This is a genomic window from Pseudomonas sp. Van50 (assembly GCF_055390755.1).
Genome location: NZ_AP024343.1, coordinates 518,970 through 541,881, shown reverse-complemented (window position 1 = coordinate 541,881; position 22,912 = coordinate 518,970). Strand labels below are relative to the sequence as shown.

The window sequence follows — 22,912 nt, the reverse complement described above, 5'->3', positions numbered from 1 at the left end:
GGAGCTTGCTCCCGCTGGGTGGCGCAGCCGCCCCAAAACCAGCCACCGCGGTGCAACAGGTAAACCCTGTAAACCCGTTTACGACTGCTGCGCAGCCGAGCGGGAGCAAGCTCCCTCGCCACAAAGGCCACTCGTGCCCTGATCAAAACTGCCGTGTGTCATTGGCGCAAAACCACTCGCGCGCCCAACACACCATTCTCCACTTCCAACGTCAGCGACTGCAGCACCGCGCCCTCTCGCTCCTGTTGATCCAACCAACGCAGCAACGCACTCGCCTCACCACTGACGGCGAGTCGCAACGAGTCGCCGTCGACCTCCATTTGCGCCATGTCCAACCCCGCCGCTGTCGCACTTTCATTGACCCGCACCGACAAGGGTCGCGTGGCGACAGTCATGTCCCGGGTGGGTTCGGCACGCTGGATCCGGGCGTTCAGTTCGGCCTGTTGTTGATACTGGCGTTCGGCAACCTCCCGTCGTTGCCAGGTCGGTTGCCAAATCGCGGTGTAGGCCAGCGCCACCGACAACGCCCCGGCAAGCCCCAGCAACAGCCCTTGCTCTCGGCGCGACAGGCTTCCCCACGTCTGTTTCAAGACCCGCCATCGATCGACGTTCATCAACTGTTCTCCAGTGTGAGGATGGCCTGCACCCGATTGTTCTGTTTGCTCGCGCTGCCCAGGGTGACGGGCAAGCCGTTTTGCTGCCCGCGTTCACGCAGTTGTTCAAGTTCGACGAAACTGTTCGCCGTCAACTGGATCTTCCAGCCTTCGCCCTCACGAAAATCGATGCGCTGCACCTCGACGTTGCTGGCGCCAATGACCTGCTCGGTCAGACGGGCCAGGCGCGCGACCTGAGTGTCGTGGCTTTGCCCGCGCCGACTCTGCAATGCCTGGAACTGCGCCGCCAGGTCGACAATCCGCTCCTGCCCGGGATACAGCGACCTGAACCGCTGCTCACTTTGGGCATACAAAAGCCGGGTTTCGCTTTCAAGAAAACGTACGCGGGCGTCGCAAAAAGCCCAGGTGAGCACCAACATGCCCAGTGCCACCGCCGAAGCGCCACGCCATGGCAGCGGTCGACGACGTCGACGGAACTCACCTTGCAACAGGTCGATGGGACGTCCACCCGCGCTCAGCAGCCATTCATCGATGCCAGGGCAATCGCGCTCTTCGTCCAGCCAGTGAATGTCCTCGGGCAAGCCGGGCTTGAGCGTCGCCAGGGCCCGTGCCGACAACGCCAGCCGCGCCGGCAGCCCTGCGCCCAACAACCAGCGCCCGAACCAGCGCACGCCCAGTGCCTGGTCATCGGCAAGCAGGTCGGCATCGACATGCACCGCCCGCGTATCGATGCCTTGCTCGACGAGCAGCGCCAGCAGCGCCTGGAACCGGGCGCGTTCCGTCACCATCAGCGGATAGCGGTGCTGACGGTCCCGCGGGCCGACGCTGATGTGCAGCGCCTCCAGGTTTTCACTCAGTTGTTCTTCGATGGCGAATGCCAGGGCCTGGGGCCGGGGCTGGCGTCGAGAGGGCCACGGATCGCTGCGCAACCAGCTGCACATTTCCATCGGCAACAGTACATCGACGGGCCGGCCGCTCAACTCGCCGGCCGCCTCGTGCAACGGCAGGCGACGACGCTCGCCGCTGGGCGACCACACGCAGCACGGCCAGTTGGCGCAAGGCGCGGTCAGGCCCTCGGCGGTCAGGTAAAGCCAGGTTTTCATCAAGGAAGCTCACTGGGGCTGAAAGGTAAGAAACGTCGCTGACGAACCGTCCAGCGCCCGCTGACAGAATCACGCTCGATATCCGAGGCCAGGCGCAGACGGCGGTCGGCATGGATCACGCTCACGGTGATTCGAAACCAGCGACTGCCCACCCCCAGCCCATGGCTGCTGAGGCCCATGCCGGACAGCAACGGGTCGTTGGTAAACGCCTGCACGCTGGGGTATGGCGCGTGGCGACGCTGGTTGACCAACGCCTGGGCGGCCCCGGCCTCCATGCCCTCGAGGGTCATCAGCACGCGCTGCGGGGCGGTATTGATGTTCATCCGCGCGTCCTTGGGCAGCAACGCCACCCAGGGCTCCAGGCGCTGTAGCGTCGGGCCATCGATGCCCGGCAACAGGCGCAGTTGACTCAACTCCTGTATCGGTCCGACCTGGGGCAACGACAGCGACGGCAGATCCAGCGAGGCCAGCAAGCGGGTCCAGCGACCGAGGCTGACCTGATCGATTTGCCCCTGGGCCAGCAGCCCATTGAGATTCAGGCGCCCAGACAAATCCTCGATACCGATGTGCAGCGCGGCGCCGTCCATTTCCATGGCAGGCCCGAGCCGGGCCCAACCCTGGCTCAGGTCAACGGGCCCGGACGGCGTTATCCCACTGCTTTCCAACACCACCCGCGCCCAGTCTTCCCCAGCCAATCCCAATTGCCGCAACTGGACCTGTTGCAGTTGCTGCGCGCTGCTATGCAACAGCAGGCGATGGCTGCGCAACAGCCCACCGACCAGCAGCAATGCCAGGCTCAACACCAGCAGCACGCTGATCAGCGCCACGCCACGTTGGCGCTTCATGGCGACGCCTCCGGCAATAGCAGCACCCGGCGGATCTGTTCGAAACGCCCCGCAGACACGCTCAACTCCAACGCCAACGACACGGTGCCGCTCGCGGTTTCACTGCGCCAGCCCCGTTGCCGGTCGAACACGCGCCAGCTCAGGCTGCGGACGTCGTCGAGCAATATCTGCCGCTGCACAAGCGTCATGCCTTCGCCGACACTCTCGCGCCATAACGTGCCGCCCTTGAGCTGATAGCTCACTGTCTGCCGTTCGCTGCGAGGCTGGTCCAGTGGGTTGCGCCAATGGCTGCGCTGCAACTGCAAATGCCCGGGCGCGAGTACGACCGAGTCGGCAACCGCCTGCCACACATCCCGTTCGATCACGCCGACAGCGCGCTGCAAGGCCCTGATGTCGCGCTCATGTTGAGCGACTCCCTGCTGGGTCCGCACGACCCCATCGAACAACCGCCAACTGGCCAGGCCGAGCAAGGCAAAAATGGCGATGGCGATGACCAGCTCCAGCAAGGTGAAACCCGCTTGCCTATTCATGATGGCTGCGGATCCAGCCGATGGTGCGGTGCGCGACGGCCGCGCTGTCGTCGCGGCTGACCTGGATCTCGACCTGCAACAGTCGTCCATCACGGGCCGGGGCGATACGCTGTTGCAAGACCCAAGCGCGGCGGTCCAGGTGCCGGTTCAGTCGCTGTTGTCCGGGCGACGTGATGACTTCCAGGCGCAGTTCGCTCAGTTGATTGTCCGCCAGCCAGGCGCCGAACAGACGGTCCTCAAGTGTGACGCTTTGCTTGAGCACGAACTGGCTGGCCGAAAGTACGGCCGCCGCCAGCGTCGCGAAAATCGCCAGGGCGATCATGACTTCCAACAGCGTGAAACCCTGGCAACTGGCGGCCTGCCTGCGCGCGTTACTCATCGGTCAGCGGCTCCGCCAGGCCATCGCTCGATACCCGGGCAACCGCTTGCCCTGCGACGTTGATGAACAGCTTGAACGGACTGATCTCGTCACTACTGAGCATCAGCAACTGGGGTGAGCCTTGAACGGCATCGAGCGACAGGGCATGACCGTCCAGCTCCAACCCGAGCGTCAAGCCCTCGGGCAATCGATGCGGCACCGACACCGCCGTCCAGCCCTGGACTTCGAGTCGCAACGGCTGATAACTGCCGGGCTGCACGTGCACACCATATTCCTGACCGTCCAGTACCGCCCACTCGCGCAACTGCTGCACCAGCGCAACGAAGTCCCGGGCTTGCTGGCGAGCTTCACGCGCCGGGCCCGGCCCGGTGGCGAAGCGGACCATGCCCGCCAGGACGCCGATCAAGACGATAACGACCATCAGCTCCAACAAGGTGAAGCCCCGGCAACGGCGCGGCATGTTCACTCGGCCCAATTGCCGATGTCGGCCGCCATCCCTTCACCACCCGACACGCCATCGGCGCCCAGGGAGTAGAGGTCATAGCCGCCATCAAGGGATTTGTGTCCGGGGTTGAGGTACTGGTAGGGCGTGCCCCAAGGGTCGACCGGCAAGCCTTTCAGATAACCCTGGGGGTTCCAGTTCCTGGCTGCGGGGGTACCGGACGGGCGTTTGCTCAACGCCTCCAGGCCTTGTTGGGTCGAGGGGTACTGGAAGTTGTCGAGGCGGTACATTTCCAGGGCCGTGGCGATCGCCTGGATATCGGTGCGGGCGGCCGTGACCTTGGCCTGGTCGGGTCGGCTCATGAACTGCGGCACGACGATAGCGCCCAGTACGCCAATGATGACCACCACCACCATGATTTCGATCAGGGTAAAACCGCGTTGTTGCTGGCGTGCGGGTCGCTTGCTTTGGAGTTTCATCGGTCAGTTCACCAATTGGTTGAGGCTCAGGATGGGGAGGAGGATGGCCATGACGATCAGCAGCACGACGCCGCCCATCAGCACCAACATGGCCGGTTCGAAAAGGCTCACCACCAGCGCGATGCGCGCCGCGAGGCTGGCCTCCTGTTGTTCGGCGGCCCGGGCCAGCATGTTGTCGAGTTCGCCGGCCCGTTCGCCGCTGGCGATCATGTGCAGCATCAGCGGCGGAATATCACCGCCCTGCTCCAGGCCACGGGTCAGGGTCCCGCCCTCACGTACCGAACGTGCAACGTCCGCCATGCGGGCGCGGATCGTCAGGTTGCCGATCACCTGGGCGGCGATGTGCAAGGCCTCCACCAGCGGCACCGCGCTTTTGCTCAGGATCGCCAAGGTGCTGGCGAATCGCGCCGCCTCCATCGCCCGCAGCACCTCGCCCAGCAGCGGCAGCCGCAGCAACAAGCGATGCCAGCGCAGGCGCCACGCCGGTTGGCGCAGGCTCCAGCGCCACAACCCGAACAGCCCGGCCAGGGCACCGAGCAGCACCAGGCCATGGCGGCGCAAGCCATCGCTCACGGCGATCAGCGCCTGGGTCAGCCAGGGCAACGGCTGACCGCTGTCGATGAAAATCTTCACCACATCCGGCACCACATAACCCAGCAGGAACGCGACAATCGCGACACAGGCCAGCATCAGGATCAGCGGGTACACCAACGCCAGTTGAATACGCTGGCGCGAGGCCTGGCGCGCCTGGGTGTAGCTCGCCAGTTGCTCCAACACCTGGCCCAGGTGACCCGACTGCTCGCCCGCCGCGACCGTGGCGCAGAACAGTTCGGGGAACGCTTGAGGGAAGGCCCTCAGTGCCGTCGCCAGCGCGTGGCCTTCCATCACCCGGCTGCGCACCGCCGCCAGCAGGTGGGCAACGCGGCGTTTCTGGCTCTGTTGCGCCACCGCCCCCAGGGACTCCTCAAGGGGCAGGCCGGCCTGGATCAAGGTAGACAGCTGCAACGTCAGCAACGCCAGATCCGCCGGCCCCAAACGCCCCCGGCATGGCGCCCGCCCAGGACTCGCTGGTCCTTGGCTTGCGCCAGCTCGCTGGGCAGCAAGCCACGCTCGCGCAACAATTGGCGAGCATGACGGGGGCTGTCGGCTTCCACGCGGCCCTTGCAGCGTCGGCCCTGGGGGTTTTCGGCCCGATAATCGAAGGTCGGCATGGCGCTAATCCTCCTGGGTAATGCGCAGCAGTTCGTCGACACTGGTCAGGCCTTCCAGCACGCGCTGGCGACCGTCCTGGAACAGGCTCCGGGAGGTCTTGCGGGCCTCGGCGGCTAGCGCCTGCTCGGTGGCGCCCTGGTGAATCAACTGCGACAGGGCGGCGTTGACATGCACCAGCTCATAGATGCCGAAGCGCCCGCGATAGCCTTTCTGGCATTGCTCGCAGCCCTGGGCCTTGAACAACTTGGGCGCGGCATCGGCGTCGAGGCCCAGGCGCCGACACGTGGCGGCGTCGGCCACATAAGGGGCTTTGCAGGAGGGGCACAGACAGCGCAACAAACGCTGGGCGACGATGCCGGCCAGGGACGACGCCAGCAGATACGCATCCACGCCCATGTCCACCAGCCGCGTGACCGCGCCGACGGCGGTGTTGGTGTGCAGGGTCGAGAGCACCAGGTGCCCGGTCAGCGACGCCTGGACGGCGATTTCGGCGGTCTCGCGGTCGCGTATTTCGCCGACCATCACCACGTCCGGATCCTGGCGCAAAATGGCCCGCAGGCCGCGGGCGAAGGTCATGTCGACTTTCGGGTTGACCGGCATCTGGCCGATACCCGGCAGGTGATATTCGATGGGGTCTTCGACCGTGAGGATGTTGCGGCTCTGGTCGTTGATGCTGCTCAGCGCCGCGTACAGGCTGGTGGTCTTCCCCGACCCCGTGGGCCCGGTGACCAACACGATGCCATGGGGCTTGCCGAGCAACTGGCGCAGGCTCGCCAGGGTGTCGTCGGGCAGGCCCAGGCGTTGCAGATCCAGACGCCCGGCCTGCTTGTCGAGCAGGCGCAACACCACCCGCTCGCCATGGGCCGAAGGCAGGGTCGAGACCCGCACATCGACCTCGTGCCCGGCCAGGCGCAACGCCATCCGGCCGTCCTGGGGCACGCGTTTTTCGGCGATGTCCAGGCGCGCCATGACCTTGATCCGCGACACCAGCAGGTTCGCCAGTTCCCGGCGCGGGCGCAGCATTTCCTGCAACTGCCCATCGATGCGCATGCGCACCGACAGGTATTGCTCGAATGTTTCCAGGTGCACATCCGAGGCGTGCTCGCGGACCGCCTCGCTGAGCAGCGCATTGATCAGGCGAATGATCGGCGCATCACCCTGCTGCTCCAACAGGTCGGTGGTCTGCGGCATCTGGTCGGCCAGGCTGAGCAGGTCCAGTTCCTCGTCCAGGCCTTGGGCCACCTGCTCGGCAGCGCTTTGGCCCTGGCGATAGACGCTGGCCAGGCGCGCGGCGAACTGCGCCGGCGCCAGGACCTGGATAGGTAGATCCCGCCCACACAGGCGCCGGACTTCAGCCACGGCAGTCAGGGGCGTGTCGCTGCGCATCGCCAGGCTCAAGGTCGGCCCCGCGCCTTCCAGCAGCACGCCCAGGCGCCTGGCGAAACCAAAGGGCAACGGCTCGCTCACAGGCCCTCCGGCTGCGGTGCAAGCAGGTCGACCACCGGCTCCTGCGCAGACGATTCGAACAACTGGCGGGCGTCCCGGGGCAGCAGCAGCGAATTGTTTTTCCGCGAGCCGGGTTTGCTCAACTCCCGGAGCGCGTCGTAGCGTTGCCGGCTCACATCGGCCAGGTCTTCGCTGCTGCGCACGATGGTCGGGCGCAGGAACACCATCAAGTTGCTTTTGGTCTGGGTGTCGCGGTTCCAGCGAAACAACGCGCCCAAGTAGGGAATACTGCGCAGCAGCGGCACACCGCTTTGCTGGCTGCGGACACTGTCGCGGATCAGGCCGCCGATCACGATGATCTCGCCATCGTCCGCCAGGATCGTGCTCTTCAAGGCGCGCTTGTTGGTGATCAGGTCCGAGGAGTCCACACCGGAGACCGACGGCGCGATGTCCGACACCTCCTGCTCGACTTCAAGGCGCAAGGTCGAGCCTTCGTTGATGTAAGGCTTGACCTTGAGGCTGATACCCACGTCCTTGCGCTCCACAGTGGTGAACGGATTGTCCGCGCCGTTGCCGCTGGTGGCGTAGGAACCCGTCTTGAACGGAACGTTCTGGCCCACGATGATTTCCGCTTCCTGGTTATCCAGGGTCAGCAGGCTGGGGGTGGACAGCAGGTTGCTGTGGGCATTGCTCGCCAGCGCCGAGACCAGTGCACTGAAGCGATCGCCACCGAGGCGCAGGAATGCGCTTTCCTTGGTTTTATCCAGCTTGTTAAAGTCCAGGCCGATGATCGGGATGTCGGTTCCCGGGAAGTTGATGCTCCCTGTCGCGCTGCCGCTCTTGAGTCCCCACTGCACCCCCAGCGCTTCGGAGATATCTCCGCTCACCTCGACGATGGCTGCATGAATGAGCACCTGGGCCCGGGGTTGGTCCAGCTCCCGGACGATGTTCTCGATGATGCGGACCTGGGCCGGCTCGGCGATCAAGACCAAGGCATTCTGGCTTTCATCGGCCTTGATCCTGAAGGGGCTGGCCCCCGCGGTTTCCCGTTGGCCAGCGAGGGCCGGCGTGGTTTTCCTATCCTGGCCGACACCTTCCAATACCTCGGCCAACTGTTTGGCATCGCTGTGACGCAGCCGGATGACCCGCGCGTTGTCCTGGGAAGCGGCTGCCGGCACGTCCAGGGTCCGGGCCAGGTCGACCAGGCGTTGACGCACCGCTGGCGCGCCGATGATCACCAGCCGATTGCTGCGGCCGTCGGCGATCACCACGCCCGCCGTATCCCCCTCGCGCTTGCCGCCGGAGGCTTCCACGAGTGGGGCGATGTCCCCGGCCTGGGCGTGCTTCAAGCGCACCACCACGTGATTGCGGTTGCGTCCTGAATCCAACCGTTGCACCACGCCGGCGATGCGCTGGACGTTGGCGGCGGTGTCGGTGACTACCAGGGCGTTGGACGATACCGAAGGACCGACGTAACCATTGGCCGATACCAAGGGGCGGATCAGCCCGGCGACATCGGCGGCGATGCTCGATTGCAGGTCGAGGACCCGGGTGACGAACTGCGACGGTGTGGCGCTGTGTTCATCGGCGACACCGGCACGCGTCTTGGCATCGCTGACCGGCGTGATCAGGATCCGCTCGCCTTCGTCAATCACGGTGAAGTTATGGGCATCGAGTACCGAATAGAACAACCGCCGCACCCCTTCGCGGTCCAGCGCCTCACGGGACATGACCGTGATGCGCCCCGACACTCGGGGGTCGAGCACCACGGTCTTGCCCAGGATCGCGGAGAACTCTTCGACCACATCGCGCAGTTCCGCGTTGTTCATCGCCAGTTGCCACTGAGCCTCTTCGGCCTGCAACAAACCGGCGGGCGTCAGCAGGCAAGACGCGGCGAGGCAGAACAGGACACGCGAAACACGGCCCCGGATAAAGCTGTTCATGAATTCGATCACTCTGATTGCCCGGCCACCGGGCGTAGGTATTGCGAGGAATGCGGCGCGGCATGGCCCCCGTCTTCGAGGCTCAGCCGGCGCAGCAGGGGTTTGGCTGCGGGTTGCAGGGCCAAGCGCTCTTCACGTCCGTTACGCCACAACGTCACATGGCTGGCCTCGACCCGGCGCAGCACGCTGCCACCCGGCAAACGCTCGCCCACCTGGTAAATGCGCGGGCCGGCGGCGTCCGCCAGCAAGGCCCGCGACAAACCTTGGCCAGCGACAAAACTGGCTTGCAACGTGATCGGTTCGGCGCTTGGCGCCTGGGCACCTTCAGGCGCCAGGCCGAGCACAGTCGCCACCGCTTGGACATTGGGCAAGTCACGATGCGGCGCCACCGGCGAGTCGCTCACCACCGGTACGTCACGGCCCAATGCCTGGCGAAAACGCCACTCCTGCCCGGCCAGCAATGCCCCATAGAGCAGCGGCACGAGCACCAGCGCCAGCGTCGGCAAACGGCTGCCGACCCGCACCGGCAGGCTCAACTTTGCACTCGCGGGAGGGTGACCGCCGGCTTGGCGAAGGACATCCGGCGCACCACCCTACGCCCGGAAAACTCATGCCAGAGCACCGCGCACAGGTGCAACGCGACAAGCATCGAAAGCACCATGCAAGACTGCACGTGGATCGTGCTGGCCAGTTCGATCAACACCGGATCAGCCAATGGCTGAGGAAATCGAACGAGGCCGAAGACACTGATGGCGCTTTTCATCATCAGCACGCCGGTCACCAGCACGACGCCGATCACCAGGTAGATCAGCGCGTGCACCGCCAAGGCCAGCCTCTTGTTCAAGGAAAGCGCCGTCCCCTGGGGCTCCCGTTCGCACACGAACAGCCAGGTCCGCCATACGAAAAACGGAATGAACAGCGTGGTCAGCGACACATTGAATGACCCAACCCATTGTTGGGTCGAAGCGGACACCGGGTTGAACGCCACATAAAAACCGGACGCCAACGCCCACAGGATAATGACCGCCGACAGCCAGTGCAGCAGCACCCGCCGCCTTGAGTAATTGATAGACATCACTGCGTTCTCGTCTGAAGGCCCCAGGCAACCTTGCGAGTCGCCCGGGGCCGTGCCTGTCAGGACTTACAGCTTGTCCCAGGCGCTTTGCCACGACGCACCGACACCTGGCTCGAAACCGTTCGACGTCGGGGCGTATTGCTTGCAGTAGCCGGACGCTGGGAACGGCTTGCATTCGAAGACTTCGTCAGTCGCGCGCTGCAGCACTTTCGTGCCGGCGGTGTACTCGCTGATGCCATTAGGGAATTCGAAGTCGTACTCGATGCCTACGCCCTCGCCGGTCAGGGTGACCGCTTGGGTCTCCTGGCGAGTGGTACGGCCGTCTACGGTAGTCCCCACCAGCGTCAGGGTGTGCGCGCCTGGGGCGCTGCGCACGTCCAGGTTCAGGCCGGTGCTGCCTGCGCCCACGGTCTGGCTCACGACACCCACCTGCTTGTTCTTTTCATCGAACAGAGTGGCTTCGAGATTCATGCTGCGGTTTGTCTGCGCAGTGAACGCCATGCTGACCCGCCCTTTGTCGAGGACGTACTCGGGCTGCAGGGAGGAAATCTCCATGCTGGCGCTGGCGTCTTCGCGCATGTCCAGTTGCACTTCGTAGCGCGTCACAGCGCTTTCTTTCTGGGCATACAGACTGTTGGCGCCCTTGGCCGGCGCGATGTTGCCGTCCTCGTCCCGAACACCGGCACGAATGAGCGGATAAGCCTTGTTGAGGGCCTCGGCCAGTTTGAACGACCAGTTTTCCGCCTTGCCTTCCTCAGCGTTGTCGATGCTGATTTCCAGGCTGTACTCGGCATTTTCGCCGCTGGCGGAGAATGCCCGGGCCTTGACCTTGTCGCCCACCAGCAACGGGGTCGATGGCGCAATGCTGCCCACCGCCGACCAGCCGCCCGGCAACGCGGCTTCGGCGAGGATGTTCACATCAATCGGGTTGTAGAACGCGTTGTCGGTATCGCCCACCGTCCAGACCGCCAGGACGACGTGATGACCTGTCTTGCTGTCGGGAATGACGCAGTTGTGCGGGGCACCTGCTACCGGAACTTGATTACCGCCATCCACCGTACAGAACGGCGTGGTGTCGAACGAGGCACGCTTGAGCACTTCGTTCGGGTTCCAACCGTCGCGGGTAATGAAATACTCATGTTTGGTCGCCGGGTGCGCTGCGGAGTATTGCCATTGGAAGACAATGTTGCGGTCCTTGATTTCAGTCAGGTGCCAGCGCGAAGCCGATTGCGCATCAAGGGCAGAAAACAGGGCGCTGCCGCCGCTGGCGATCTTGCCATCGACAGGGCCTTGCAGTGGTCCGCCACCGGCTCCATTCGGGAAACCCTTGAAGGTTTCGCCGGTACTCTGCGGCTCGTATTGCGCGTCGCCGCAGTGCTGGTTGACACCTCTCTGGCACAACAATGCACGAGAAGGCGGTACTTCGACGAAACCGTGGGCCAGCACACTTTGGGATGCCGCCATGGCCGACAACAGAACTAGCGAGGACGCACACCCCGTTAACACATTGCTCTTTTTGAAGTTGTTCTTCATATAAAATTCCAGACTAGTCATCAAAAATGAAAGACGTATCACCGTCCTCTTGAAAGGTGCGCCAGACCGCTCAGCGCCTGCCCTTGCAAGTGCCCGGAACCTTATAGAAAGTTGAATATTTCATGTGTAGGACAAATCTCTCAACTTAGAAGGAATGATCTCTGAATCAATTTCCCCTACATAACTTGAGAAACTTCTTACGAATAGAAATAACTATCGAAAAAAAAGATAAATAAACACAAACAAACACATCAGGCATAACTACCGGCTGGGTTTATGGCGGATCGTTAAACACGCGAGCAATAAAAAGCCTGTCCGGCACAGGTCCGGACAGGCTGGGTGACAGGGGCAGCAATCAGACGTGATATTGCGCCGACAACTCATGCACCGCCCGCAGGAAGGCGCCGGCGTGTTCGGGGTCGACTTCCGGGGTGATGCCATGGCCGAGATTGAACACATGCCCGCTGCCACTGCCGTAGCTGGCCAGGATGCGTCCGACTTCAGCGCGGATGGCTTCAGGCTTGGCGTAGAGCACGGTCGGGTCCATGTTGCCTTGCAGGGCGACCTTGTGACCGACACGTTCGCGGGCGTTGCCAATGTCGCAGGTCCAGTCCAGGCCCAAGGCGTCGGCGCCGGCCTCGGCGATGCTTTCCAGCCACAGGCCGCCGTTCTTGGTGAACAGGATCACCGGGACTGTGCGACCTTCGTGCTCGCGGATCAGGCCGCTGACGATCTTGCGCATGTAGGCCAGGGAAAACTCCTGGTATGCCGCCGCCGACAGGTTGCCGCCCCAGGTATCGAAGATCTGCACCGCTTGCGCGCCGGCCAGGATCTGGCCGTTGAGGTAGGACGTGACCGACTGGGCCAGCTTGTCCAGCAACAGGTGCATGGCTTGGGGGTTGTCGTAGAGCATCGCCTTGGTCTTGCGGAAGTCCTTCGACGAACCGCCTTCGACCATGTAGGTCGCCAGGGTCCAGGGGCTGCCGGAGAAACCGATCAGCGGCACGCGCCCGTTGAGTTCACGGCGAATGGTGCTGACCGCGTCCATGACGTAGCCCAGGTCCTTCTGCGGATCGGGAATCGGCAGGGCCTCGATGTCGGCCAGGGTGCTGACGACTTTCTTGAAGCGCGGGCCTTCGCCGGTCTCGAAGTACAAGCCCTGCCCCATGGCGTCGGGAATGGTGAGGATGTCGGAGAACAGGATCGCCGCGTCCAACTGCGGATAACGGTCCAGCGGCTGCATCGTGACTTCGCAGGCGAACTGGGGGTTCATGCACAGGCTCATGAAGTCACCGGCCTTGGCGCGGCTGGCGCGGTACTCCGGCAGATAGCGACCGGCCTGGCGCATCATCCATACAGGGGTGACGTCCACGGGTTGCTTGAGCAGGGCGCGAAGGAAACGGTCGTTCTTCAGGGCAGTCATGTCGGCATCCGGAAAAAAAGTGCGGGCATTTTCTCAGAGCGCGACGCAAAAGGCACGGCAAGAGCCGTGCCTTTTATCTATCGGGGCAATTTGTCGCGGTGCCATGCAATATTCAGCGACCCCACAAAACAATTGTGGGAGCGAGCTTGCTCGCGATGAGGGCGTCACATTCAACACGCTCGTCGACTGATCCACCGCTATCGCGAGCAAGCTCGCTCCCACATTTTGATCGCATTCCAGCGTTAGGAAGTGATCAGACCCCCAGGTAATCCAGGATCCCTTCCGCCGCATTGCGGCCTTCGAAGATCGCCGTCACCACCAGGTCGGAACCCCGGACCATGTCGCCACCGGCGAAGATCTTCGGGTTGCTGGTCTGGTGCTTGTACTGGCCCTGCTCCGGCGCTACGACGCGGCCCTGGCTGTCGGTCTGGATGCTGAACTGCTCGAACCACGGCGCCGGGCTCGGGCGGAAGCCGAAAGCGATGACCACGGCGTCGGCCGGGATGATCTCTTCGGAACCGGGGATCGGCTCGGGGCTGCGACGGCCACGGGCGTCCGGTTCGCCGAGACGGGTCTCGACCACCTTCACGCCTTCGACCTTGTCTTCACCGACAATGGCGATCGGCTGGCGGTTGTAGAGGAATTTCACGCCTTCTTCCTTGGCGTTCTTCACCTCTTTGCGCGAGCCGGGCATGTTCGCTTCGTCACGACGATAGGCGCAAGTCACCGACTTGGCGCCCTGGCGAATCGACGTGCGGTTGCAGTCCATCGCCGTGTCGCCACCGCCAAGCACCACGACCTTCTTGCCTTTCATGTCGACGAAATCTTCCGGCGACTTTTCAAAACCCAGGTTGCGGTTGACGTTGGCGATCAGGAAGTCGAGCGCATCGTAGACACCCGGCAGGTCCTCACCGGCAAAGCCACCCTTCATGTAGGTGTAGGTGCCCATGCCCATGAAGACCGCATCGTATTCCTCGAGCAGTTGCTCCATGGTCACGTCCTTGCCCACCTCGGTGTTCAGGCGGAACTCGATGCCCATGCCGGTGAAGACTTCGCGACGATTGCTCAGCACGGTCTTTTCCAGCTTGAACTCGGGGATGCCAAAGGTCAGCAGGCCACCGATTTCCGGGTTCTTGTCGAACACCACCGGGGTCACGCCACCGCGTACCAGCACGTCGGCACAGCCCAGGCCCGCCGGGCCGGCACCGATGATCGCCACGCGCTTGCCGGTCGGCTTGACCTTGGACATGTCCGGGCGCCAGCCCATGGCGAACGCGGTGTCGGTGATGTACTTCTCCACCGAACCGATGGTCACCGCGCCAAAACCGTCGTTGAGGGTGCAGGCACCTTCACACAGGCGATCCTGCGGGCACACACGGCCGCAGACTTCCGGCAGGGTGTTGGTCTGGTGGGACAGCTCGGCGGCCTGGAGGATGTTGCCCTCGGCCACCAGTTTCAGCCAGTTGGGAATGAAGTTGTGCACCGGGCACTTCCATTCGCAGTACGGGTTACCGCAACCCAGGCAGCGGTGGGCCTGGTCGGCCGACTGCTGGGGTTTGAAAGGCTCGTAGATTTCCACGAACTCTTTCTTGCGTTGACGCAACAGTTTCTTCTTCGGATCCTTGCGCCCGACATCGATGAACTGGAAGTCGTTATTCAGACGTTCAGCCATTGTTAAAACCTCATCAAACTCTTCAGGCGCATATCACTGCGGGTTGGCACGAGTGCTGGAAAGCAACGATTTCAGGTTGGCAGCCTTGGGCTTGACCAGCCAGAAACGGCGCAAGTAGTCATCGAGGTTTTCGGCGAGTTCACGCCCCCACTCGCTGTCGGTTTCCGCGACGTACTCGTTCAGCACGTTTTGCAGGTGGCTGCGATAGGCTTCCATCGCCTCGCCGCTGATCCGCTGGATTTCCACCAGTTCGTGGTTGACCCGGTCAACGAAGGTGTTGTCCTGGTCGAGCACGTAGGCGAAACCGCCGGTCATGCCAGAGCCGAAGTTATAACCGGTCTTGCCCAGCACGCAGACAAAACCACCGGTCATGTACTCGCAGCAGTGATCGCCGGTGCCTTCCACCACAGTGTGGGCCCCGGAGTTACGCACGGCAAAACGCTCGCCCGCGGTGCCGGCGGCGAACAGCTTGCCGCCCGTGGCGCCATAAAGGCAGGTGTTGCCGATGATGGCACTGTCCTGGGTCTTGTAGACGCTGCCCTTGGGCGGAACGATGACCAGCTTGCCGCCGGTCATGCCCTTGCCCACGTAGTCGTTGGCATCGCCTTCCAGGTACATGTTCAGGCCACCGGCGTTCCAGACGCCGAAGCTCTGGCCTGCGGTGCCCTTGAAGCGGAAGGTCACCGGCGCCTTGGCCATGCCCTGGTTGCCGTGCTTGCGGGCGATTTCGCCGGAGATCCGCGCGCCGATGGAACGGTCGCAGTTGCAGATATCCAGGTCGAACTCGGCGCCGCTCAGGTCGTTGATCGCCGCAGCGGCCATGTCGACCATCTTCTCGGCCAGCTCGCCCTTGTCGAATGGCGGGTTGCGGTCGACCTGGCAGAACTGTGGCTTGTCCGCCGGGATCAGATCGCTGCCCAGCAATGGAGTCAGGTCCAGGTGCTGCTGCTTGGCGGTCTGGCCCTCGATCACGTCCAGCAGATCGGTACGGCCGATCAGCTCTTCAAGGGAACGCACGCCCAGCTTGGCCAGCCACTCACGAGTCTCTTCGGCCACGTAGGTGAAGAAATTCACCACCATGTCGACGGTACCGATGTAGTGGTCCTTGCGCAGCTTGTCGTTCTGGGTCGCCACGCCGGTGGCGCAGTTGTTCAGGTGGCAGATGCGCAGGTATTTGCAGCCCAGGGCGATCATCGGCGCGGTGCCGAAGCCGAAGCTCTCGGCGCCGAGGATGGCCGCCTTGATCACGTCCAGGCCGGTTTTCAGGCCACCGTCGGTCTGCACGCGGACCTTGCCGCGCAAATCGTTGCCGCGCAGGGTCTGGTGGGTTTCGGCCAGGCCCAGTTCCCACGGCGCGCCAGCGTACTTGATCGAGGTCAGCGGCGATGCGCCGGTGCCACCGTCGTAGCCGGAGATGGTGATCAGGTCGGCATAGGCCTTGGCCACGCCGGCCGCAATGGTGCCGACGCCGGCTTCCGCCACCAGCTTCACCGAGACCAGTGCCTTGGGGTTCACCTGCTTGAGGTCGAAGATCAGTTGCGACAAGTCTTCGATCGAGTAGATGTCGTGGTGCGGCGGCGGCGAGATCAGGGTCACGCCGGGGACCGCATAACGCAGCTTGGCGATCAGGCCGTTGACCTTGCCGCCGGGCAACTGGCCGCCTTCGCCGGGCTTGGCGCCTTGGGCAACCTTGATCTGCAGCACTTCAGCGTTGACCAGGTATTCCGGCGTCACACCGAAGCGGCCGGTGGCCACCTGCTTGATTTTCGAACTCTTGATGGTGCCGTAGCGCGCCGGGTCTTCGCCGCCTTCGCCGGAGTTGGAACGCGCACCGAGGCGGTTCATGGCTTCGGCCAGGGCTTCGTGGGCCTCCGGGGACAAGGCGCCCAGGGAAATACCGGCCGAATCGAAGCGCTTGAGCACCGATTCCAGCGGTTCCACTTCACTGATGTCCAGCGGCGTGTCGAGGGTCTTGACCTTGAGCAGGTCGCGGATCATCGACACCGGACGGTTGTCCACCAGCGAGGTGTATTCCTTGAACTTGCTGTAGTCGCCCTGCTGCACGGCCGCTTGCAAGGTGTTGACCACGTCCGGGTTGTAGGCGTGGTATTCGCCACCGTGGACGAACTTCAGCAGGCCGCCCTGCTGGATCGGCTTGCGCGGGCTCCAGGCTTCGGCGGCCAGGGCTTTCTGCTCGGCTTCGATGTCGACGAAACGCGCACCCTTGATGCGGCTCGGCACGCCACGGAAGCTCAGCTCGCAGACTTCCTCGGACAGGCCGATGGCCTCGAACAGTTGCGCGCCACGGTACGAGGCGATGGTCGAGATGCCCATCTTCGACAGGATCTTGAGCAGGCCCTTGGTGATGCCCTTGCGGTAGTTCTTGAACACCTCGTAGAGGTCGCCCAGTACTTCACCGGTGCGGATCAGGTCGCCCAGCACTTCATAGGCCAGGAACGGATACACCGCCGAGGCACCGAAACCGATCAGCACCGCGAAGTGATGCGGATCGCGGGCGGTGGCGGTTTCCACCAGGATGTTGGAATCGCAGCGCAGGCCTTTTTCGGTCAGGCGATGGTGCACCGCACCGGTGGCCAGCGAGGCGTGGATCGGCAGCTTGCCCGGGGCGATGTGACGGTCGCTGAGGACGATCTGGGTACGCCCGGCGCGCGCGGCTTCTTCAGCCTGATCGGCGACGTTGCGGATCGCCGCTTCCAGGCCGACGCTTTCGTCGTAGTTCAGGTCGATGACCTGGCGCGCGAAGCCCGGACGGTCGAGGTTGGTCAGCGAGCGCCACTTGGCCGGGGAAATGACCGGCGAGCTGAGGATCACCCGCGAGGCATGCTCCGGCGACTCCTGGAAAATGTTGCGCTCGGCGCCCAGGCAGATTTCCAGGGACATCACGATCGCTTCACGCAGCGGGTCGATCGGTGGGTTGGTCACCTGGGCGAACTGCTGGCGGAAATAGTCGTACGGCGTGCGCACGCGCTGCGACAGCACGGCCATCGGCGTGTCGTCGCCCATGGAGCCGACCGCTTCGTAGCCCTGCTCGCCCAGCGGACGCAGCACCTGGTCACGTTCTTCGAACGTCACCTGGTACATCTTCATGTACTGCTTGAGCTGGTCGACGTCGTAGAAAGCCGAGCCGTGGTCGTTGTCTTCCATGGTCGCCTGGATGCGCAGGGCATTCTTGCGCAGCCATTGCTTGTACGGATGACGGGACTTGAGACGGTTGTCGATGGCGTCGGTGTCGAGGATCTGGCCGGTTTCGGTGTCCACGGCAAAGATCTGGCCCGGGCCTACGCGGCCCTTGGCGATGACGTCTTCGGGCTGGTAGTTCCAGACGCCGATTTCCGACGCCAGGGTGATGAACCCATTGGTGGTGGTGACCCAGCGCGCCGGACGCAGACCGTTACGGTCCAGCAGGCACACGGCGTAGCGACCGTCGGTCATGACGATACCGGCCGGGCCGTCCCACGGTTCCATGTGCATGGAGTTGTATTCGTAGAAGGCACGCAGGTCCGGGTCCATGGTCTCGACGTTCTGCCACGCCGGCGGCACCAGCATGCGCACGCCGCGGAACAGGTCGATGCCACCGGTCACCATCAGTTCCAGCATGTTGTCCATGCTCGAGGAGTCCGAACCCACGCGGTTGACCAGCGGGCCGAGTTCTTCGAGGTCCGGCATCAGGTCGTTGGCGAACTTGGTGCGACGGGCCACGGCCCAGTTGCGGTTGCCGGTGATGGTGTTGATCTCGCCGTTGTGGGCGAGGAAGCGGAATGGCTGGGCCAGCGGCCATTTCGGCAGGGTGTTGGTGGAGAAGCGCTGGTGGAACACGCAGATCGCGGTTTTCAGGCGCTCGTCGCTCAGGTCCGGATAGAAGGCGGTGAGGTCCGCCGGCATCATCAGGCCTTTGTAGATAATGGTCTTGTGGGAAAAGCTGCAGATGTAGTGATCGGTGTCGGCGGCGTTGGCCACGGACGAACGACGACGGGAACTGAACAGCTTGATCGACATGTCCTGGTCGCTCAGGCCTTCGCCAGCGATGAACACCTGTTCGATCTGCGGCAGGCGCTCGAGCGCCAGGCGGCCAAGGACGCTGGTGTCGATCGGCACTTTGCGCCAGCCAACCAGTTGCAGGCCGGCGGCCAGGATCTCGCGATTCATGTTTTCGCGAGCCGCCTCAGCCTTCACCGGGTCCTGGTTGAAGAACACCATGCCCACGGCGTACTGCTTGGGCAGGGTCACGCCGAACGTTTCCTGGGCTACGGCACGCAGGAACTCGTCGGGCTTTTGAATCAGCAAGCCACAACCGTCGCCGGTCTTGCCGTCGGCGTTGATCCCACCGCGGTGGGTCATGCAGGTCAGGGCCTCAATGGCCGTTTGCAAAAGGGTATGGCTGGGCTCGCCCTGCATATGAGCTATCAGGCCGAAACCGCAGTTATCCTTGAATTCATCTGGTTGGTACAGACCTGCTTTCATAGACACTTTCTCACCAGGCTGCCTCTAATCGAGGCAAATTTCTTTTCAATTCAACCAGTTGCATGCCGCGCCGAACGTACGCCAGCTTTGCGGGGGCAAAAGGGAGGTCATTGTACACACCGACACAGAGGCTCACAAATTTGACGACGAATTGTCGCAAATCCATGTCGCATTTGTGAAAGGTTTAAAGCTATATGCTGTGCTAGTCAAAACTTTTTTGGGTTTGACCGCTACGACTCAAACGCTACTGTGACGCAGACACCACAAGGCGCGCGGCCTGAAAGGTCGCCCGCCCTTGCGGAAATTTTGAGGTTGCCGGGAGAGGCGGCCTGGGTAAGGCCGCCGAATCTTCAGCGAGTTGCTGCCAGTTCCTGTTGGACGCTGGCGACAGTGCGAGGCCAAGGTTTACCAGCCTGAACCTTCGCTGGCAAGGCCTTGATGGCGGAAACAGCCGCATCACGGTTGGCAAAGCTGCCGTAGGTGATGACATACAGCGGCTTGCCGTTGAGCACTTTCTTGAAATAACGGTACTCGCCGCCCTGCTCCTTGACGAAGTTCTGCGCCGCGGCTTCGGAACTGGTGCCGAGGATCTGCACCACGTAGTTGCCCGGCGCCTGGCCGGCGTACCAGCTACCGCCGGTGGCCTTGGCTGGGGTAGCAGCAGGCTTGGCCGCCGGTGCTGCTGGCTTGGCCGCAGGCGCCGGAACCGGTGCAGGCTTGGCGGTGGCCACCTGGGTCGGCGCCGGGGTCGGCTTGGCAGTCGGGGCAGGCGTTGGCGCCGGGCCGGCCGGCACGCCCGCAGGCGGAGCGGTGGTGGTCACGGTCGGCGGCGTGTCGCTGCTGTCGTCGATCGGTGGCGCTGCGCCGTCGTCGCCTTCGGTGATACCGCCGGCCGCTTCGGCCAGCGGGCCGCGCATGACCGGCTGCGACTGGCCGACCAGCGGCAGCGGCATCGGTTGGGTGTTACCGGCGAATTCCACGGCCGGCGCGCCACCGTTGGGTTGCGGCGTACCTTGGCCGAGGGGCAGTTGCGCCTGTTCGTTGGCAGGGGCACCCGTGGCAGGTGCCTTGGTGCGACCCGGCATCAGCCAGGCGGCGGCCACCGCGACCACGACGACGGCGGAAATTGCCAATACGTGTTTCTTCGGCATGTTGAACCCCATACTTGGACGCTTCACCGCTGAGCGGCTGGCAATCATGACTTCGATCAGAGCATCGCGGGCAACCTGGTTGATGTTGCCAGGCCAACCCTCGGAGCTTTCGTGAATCTCAGAGATCTGATCGGCGGTGAAAAGTTCGATACCCCGGCCCGCGCCCTCAAGACGCTGGGCCAGGTATTCACGCGTTTCTTCCTCGGTGTAGGGCGCCAGCTCGATGACGTGGAAGCGCTCTTCCTCGAGGTTCAGCTGGTCCAGGTCGGCGATCAGCGACGACTCGCCGAACAGGAACACGTGGGGCCGGCCCTCCGGCGCACCGGCCGCCAAGGCCAGCAGGGCTTCGAGGGCCGATTCGTCGAGTTGCTCGGCATCGTCCACCAGCAGATAGACTTCCTGCCCGGTCAGCGCCAGTTGCACGATCTGATCGAGGATTGCACCGATTTCGGCCTGGGCGACGTTCAGCGCCTGGGCCACCTGGCGCAACACACCGGCGGCATCGCCGGCGCCACGGGCCGAGACCACCACGCTTTGCACAGACTGTTTGTTGGTACTGGCCACCAGGGCCTGGCGCAGCAAGGTCTTGCCGCTGCCCTGGGGACCGGTGACCACCAACAGCAACTGGCTGTAGCGCGCCAGGTGATGCAACTGGCCCAGCACCGGCTTGCGCTGGGCGGGGAAGAACTTGAAGCCCGGGACCCGTGGGGCAAAAGGGTCATGACTCAATTGGAAATGGCCGAGGAAAGCCTCGTCGGCATGCAAACTAGTCATCGGAATCTTATTAACCTTTAAGCTGAGCCAGGGCGCGGTAGTCCGCTCCCAGCGTGGCCTGTAGAACTTCTTTCGGATAATCGTCGGTCACCACCGCTTCGCCCATGTGGCGCAGCAGCACCAGGCGCAGACGACCGTCGATCACTTTTTTGTCGATTGCCATGTGTTCAAGAAAATCCGCCTCGCTCATTTCCTCGGGCGGAACCACCGGCAGCCCGGCGCGCTGGAACAGACGAATACCGCGATCGCGTTCCTGTTCGCTGATCCAGCCCAGGCGCGCGGACATCTCCAGGGCCATGACCGTACCGGCCGCAACCGCTTCACCGTGCAGCCAGACACCATAGCCCATGTGCGTTTCGATGGCATGGCCGAAGGTATGACCCAGGTTGAGCGTGGCGCGCACCCCCGACTCACGCTCATCGGCACCGACCACCGCGGCCTTGGCGGCGCAGGAGCGCTCGATGGCGTAGGTCAGGGCCGCTTGATCCAGCGCACGCAGGCGGTCGACGTGCTCTTCGAGCCAGCCCAGGAACGGTTCGTCGCAGATCAGCCCGTACTTGATGACTTCCGCCAGCCCCGCAGACAGTTCGCGGGCCGGCAGGGTATTGAGGGTGGCGGTGTCGATCAGCACCACGTTGGGCTGATAGAACGCACCGACCATGTTCTTGCCCAGCGGATGGTTGATCCCGGTCTTGCCGCCCACCGACGAGTCGACCTGCGACAACAGCGTGGTGGGGATCTGGATGAAGTCGACACCGCGCTGATAACAAGCGGCGGCAAAACCGGCCATGTCGCCGATCACGCCACCGCCCAGGGCAACCACCGTGGTGCGGCGATCATGCCGTGCGGTCAGCAGGCCGTCGAAAATGAGTTGCAGGGTTTCCCAGTTCTTGAAGGCTTCGCCGTCGGGCAACACCACGGAAATGACCGAGAAAGCCGACAGGCTGCGGGTCAGACGTTCCAGATACAGAGGCGCGACGGTTTCATTGGAAATGATCGCCACTTGCCGCCCGGCGATATGCGGCGCCAGCAGTTCGGGCTGGTCCAGCAAGCCTTCGCCAATATGAATCGGGTAGCTGCGCTCGCCCAGGTCGACCTTAAGTGTCTGCATGTGTCCCCACAGTGAAGATGGAATCAGGCGTCCTGCCTGCAATTAACGAAAGTGCCCAACGGGGATAAATCCCCTCGCCACAGGTCCCGGTGCTTGCCATGACACCACGGGATGGCCATCCGCCACGCCCCAGGCGGGCCATGACGGGACGTCGAGGATAGCGCATTTCGCCAGGCGCATTAACGGGGCGGCAGTTGCTGCAGGCGATCGAGAATGTCCAGCACCACCATCCGCGGCGGCCGCTCGTCGGTTTCCACCACCAGGTCGGCGATCTCCCGATACAGCGGATCACGCAGTTCCAGCAGGTCCCGCAGGGTCTTGGCGGGGTCCGCGGTGCGCAACAGTGGCCGGTTGCGATCCCGGGCGGTGCGGCCGACCTGCTGTTCGACAGAGGCGTGCAGATAGACCACTCGTCCGCCGGCATGCAGCGCCCGACGATTGGCCTCGCGCATCACCGCGCCACCACCGGTGGCCAACACCACGCCCTCGAACGCGCACAGCTCGGCGATCATCGCCTGCTCACGGTCACGAAAGCCCGGCTCGCCTTCCTTATCGAAGATCCATGGGATATTGGCACCCGTGCGCAATTCAATTTCCTTGTCGGAATCTTTGAACGGCAGGCGCAGCTCTTTGGCCAGCAAACGGCCGATGGTGCTTTTTCCAGCGCCCATCGGCCCAACAAGAATCAAATTTCGCAC

18 protein-coding genes and 1 pseudogene are annotated in these 22,912 nt (G+C 63.4%); all 19 read right to left on the bottom strand.

Annotated elements, in window-relative coordinates; all coding sequences use genetic code 11:
* Positions 1-158: 158 nt before the first annotated feature.
* The gene (gene gspM, locus ACZ5M5_RS02345) at positions 159-614 is read right to left on the bottom strand and encodes a type II secretion system protein GspM (RefSeq protein ID WP_464738529.1); all 456 of its coding nucleotides are present in this window, start codon (positions 612-614) and stop codon (positions 159-161) included.
* A complete protein-coding gene (gene gspL / locus ACZ5M5_RS02340) occupies positions 614-1,717 on the bottom strand; it encodes a type II secretion system protein GspL (protein WP_464738528.1) in 1,104 nt (367 codons plus the stop codon). The genes gspM and gspL overlap by 1 nt, the downstream gene beginning before the upstream one ends.
* Complete coding sequence (locus ACZ5M5_RS02335) at positions 1,717-2,562, bottom strand: type II secretion system protein GspK (RefSeq protein WP_464738527.1); 846 nt, start codon at positions 2,560-2,562, stop codon at positions 1,717-1,719. The genes gspL and ACZ5M5_RS02335 overlap by 1 nt, the downstream gene beginning before the upstream one ends.
* On the bottom strand, positions 2,559-3,092 hold the full coding sequence (locus ACZ5M5_RS02330) for a type II secretion system protein GspJ (protein ID WP_464738526.1): 534 nt from the start codon (positions 3,090-3,092) through the stop codon (positions 2,559-2,561). The genes ACZ5M5_RS02335 and ACZ5M5_RS02330 overlap by 4 nt, the downstream gene beginning before the upstream one ends.
* Positions 3,085-3,471, bottom strand: coding sequence for a type II secretion system minor pseudopilin GspI (gspI, locus tag ACZ5M5_RS02325; protein WP_464738525.1), 387 nt, complete (start codon positions 3,469-3,471; stop codon positions 3,085-3,087). Before gspI ends, ACZ5M5_RS02330 begins: the two co-directional genes overlap by 8 nt.
* Positions 3,464-3,931 (bottom strand): type II secretion system minor pseudopilin GspH, encoded by a 468-nt coding sequence (gene gspH, locus ACZ5M5_RS02320; RefSeq protein ID WP_464738524.1) that lies wholly within the window; start codon positions 3,929-3,931, stop codon positions 3,464-3,466. Before gspH ends, gspI begins: the two co-directional genes overlap by 8 nt.
* Positions 3,932-3,933: 2 nt before the next feature.
* Positions 3,934-4,392 carry a type II secretion system major pseudopilin GspG gene (gene gspG, locus ACZ5M5_RS02315; protein ID WP_464738523.1) on the bottom strand — a complete coding sequence of 153 codons (459 nt, stop codon included), beginning with the start codon at positions 4,390-4,392 and terminating at the stop codon, positions 3,934-3,936.
* Positions 4,393-4,395: 3 nt separating this feature from the next.
* Positions 4,396-5,603 (bottom strand): annotated as a pseudogene (gene gspF, locus ACZ5M5_RS02310) (type II secretion system inner membrane protein GspF).
* Between the two features lie 4 nt (positions 5,604-5,607).
* Positions 5,608-7,071 (bottom strand): type II secretion system ATPase GspE, encoded by a 1,464-nt coding sequence (gspE, locus tag ACZ5M5_RS02305; RefSeq protein ID WP_464738522.1) that lies wholly within the window; start codon positions 7,069-7,071, stop codon positions 5,608-5,610.
* On the bottom strand, positions 7,068-8,993 hold the full coding sequence (gene gspD, locus ACZ5M5_RS02300; protein WP_464738521.1) for a type II secretion system secretin GspD: 1,926 nt from the start codon (positions 8,991-8,993) through the stop codon (positions 7,068-7,070). Before gspD ends, gspE begins: the two co-directional genes overlap by 4 nt.
* Positions 8,994-9,001: 8 nt before the next feature.
* Complete coding sequence (locus ACZ5M5_RS02295; RefSeq protein WP_060739549.1) at positions 9,002-9,529, bottom strand: type II secretion system protein N; 528 nt, start codon at positions 9,527-9,529, stop codon at positions 9,002-9,004.
* Positions 9,526-10,068: a cytochrome b gene (locus ACZ5M5_RS02290; RefSeq protein WP_464738520.1), complete on the bottom strand. Its 543-nt coding sequence runs from the start codon at positions 10,066-10,068 to the stop codon at positions 9,526-9,528. Before ACZ5M5_RS02290 ends, ACZ5M5_RS02295 begins: the two co-directional genes overlap by 4 nt.
* A gap of 66 nt (positions 10,069-10,134) precedes the next feature.
* Positions 10,135-11,601 carry an N-acetylglucosamine-binding protein GbpA gene (gbpA, locus tag ACZ5M5_RS02285; protein ID WP_464738519.1) on the bottom strand — a complete coding sequence of 489 codons (1,467 nt, stop codon included), beginning with the start codon at positions 11,599-11,601 and terminating at the stop codon, positions 10,135-10,137.
* Between the two features lie 355 nt (positions 11,602-11,956).
* Positions 11,957-13,024 (bottom strand): uroporphyrinogen decarboxylase, encoded by a 1,068-nt coding sequence (gene hemE / locus ACZ5M5_RS02280; protein WP_060739552.1) that lies wholly within the window; start codon positions 13,022-13,024, stop codon positions 11,957-11,959.
* Positions 13,025-13,277: 253 nt separating this feature from the next.
* Entirely contained in the window at positions 13,278-14,696 is a 1,419-nt protein-coding gene (locus ACZ5M5_RS02275; RefSeq protein WP_039592434.1) for an FAD-dependent oxidoreductase, read from the bottom strand.
* 33 nt (positions 14,697-14,729) lie between these two features.
* A complete protein-coding gene (gltB, locus tag ACZ5M5_RS02270; RefSeq protein WP_060739553.1) occupies positions 14,730-19,178 on the bottom strand; it encodes a glutamate synthase large subunit in 4,449 nt (1,482 codons plus the stop codon).
* Positions 19,179-19,528: 350 nt separating this feature from the next.
* Positions 19,529-21,103 (bottom strand): AAA family ATPase, encoded by a 1,575-nt coding sequence (locus ACZ5M5_RS02265; protein ID WP_464738518.1) that lies wholly within the window; start codon positions 21,101-21,103, stop codon positions 19,529-19,531.
* Positions 21,104-21,113: 10 nt separating this feature from the next.
* Entirely contained in the window at positions 21,114-22,214 is a 1,101-nt protein-coding gene (gene aroB, locus ACZ5M5_RS02260; protein WP_060739555.1) for a 3-dehydroquinate synthase, read from the bottom strand.
* A gap of 179 nt (positions 22,215-22,393) precedes the next feature.
* A complete protein-coding gene (gene aroK, locus ACZ5M5_RS02255) occupies positions 22,394-22,912 on the bottom strand; it encodes a shikimate kinase AroK (protein ID WP_060739556.1) in 519 nt (172 codons plus the stop codon).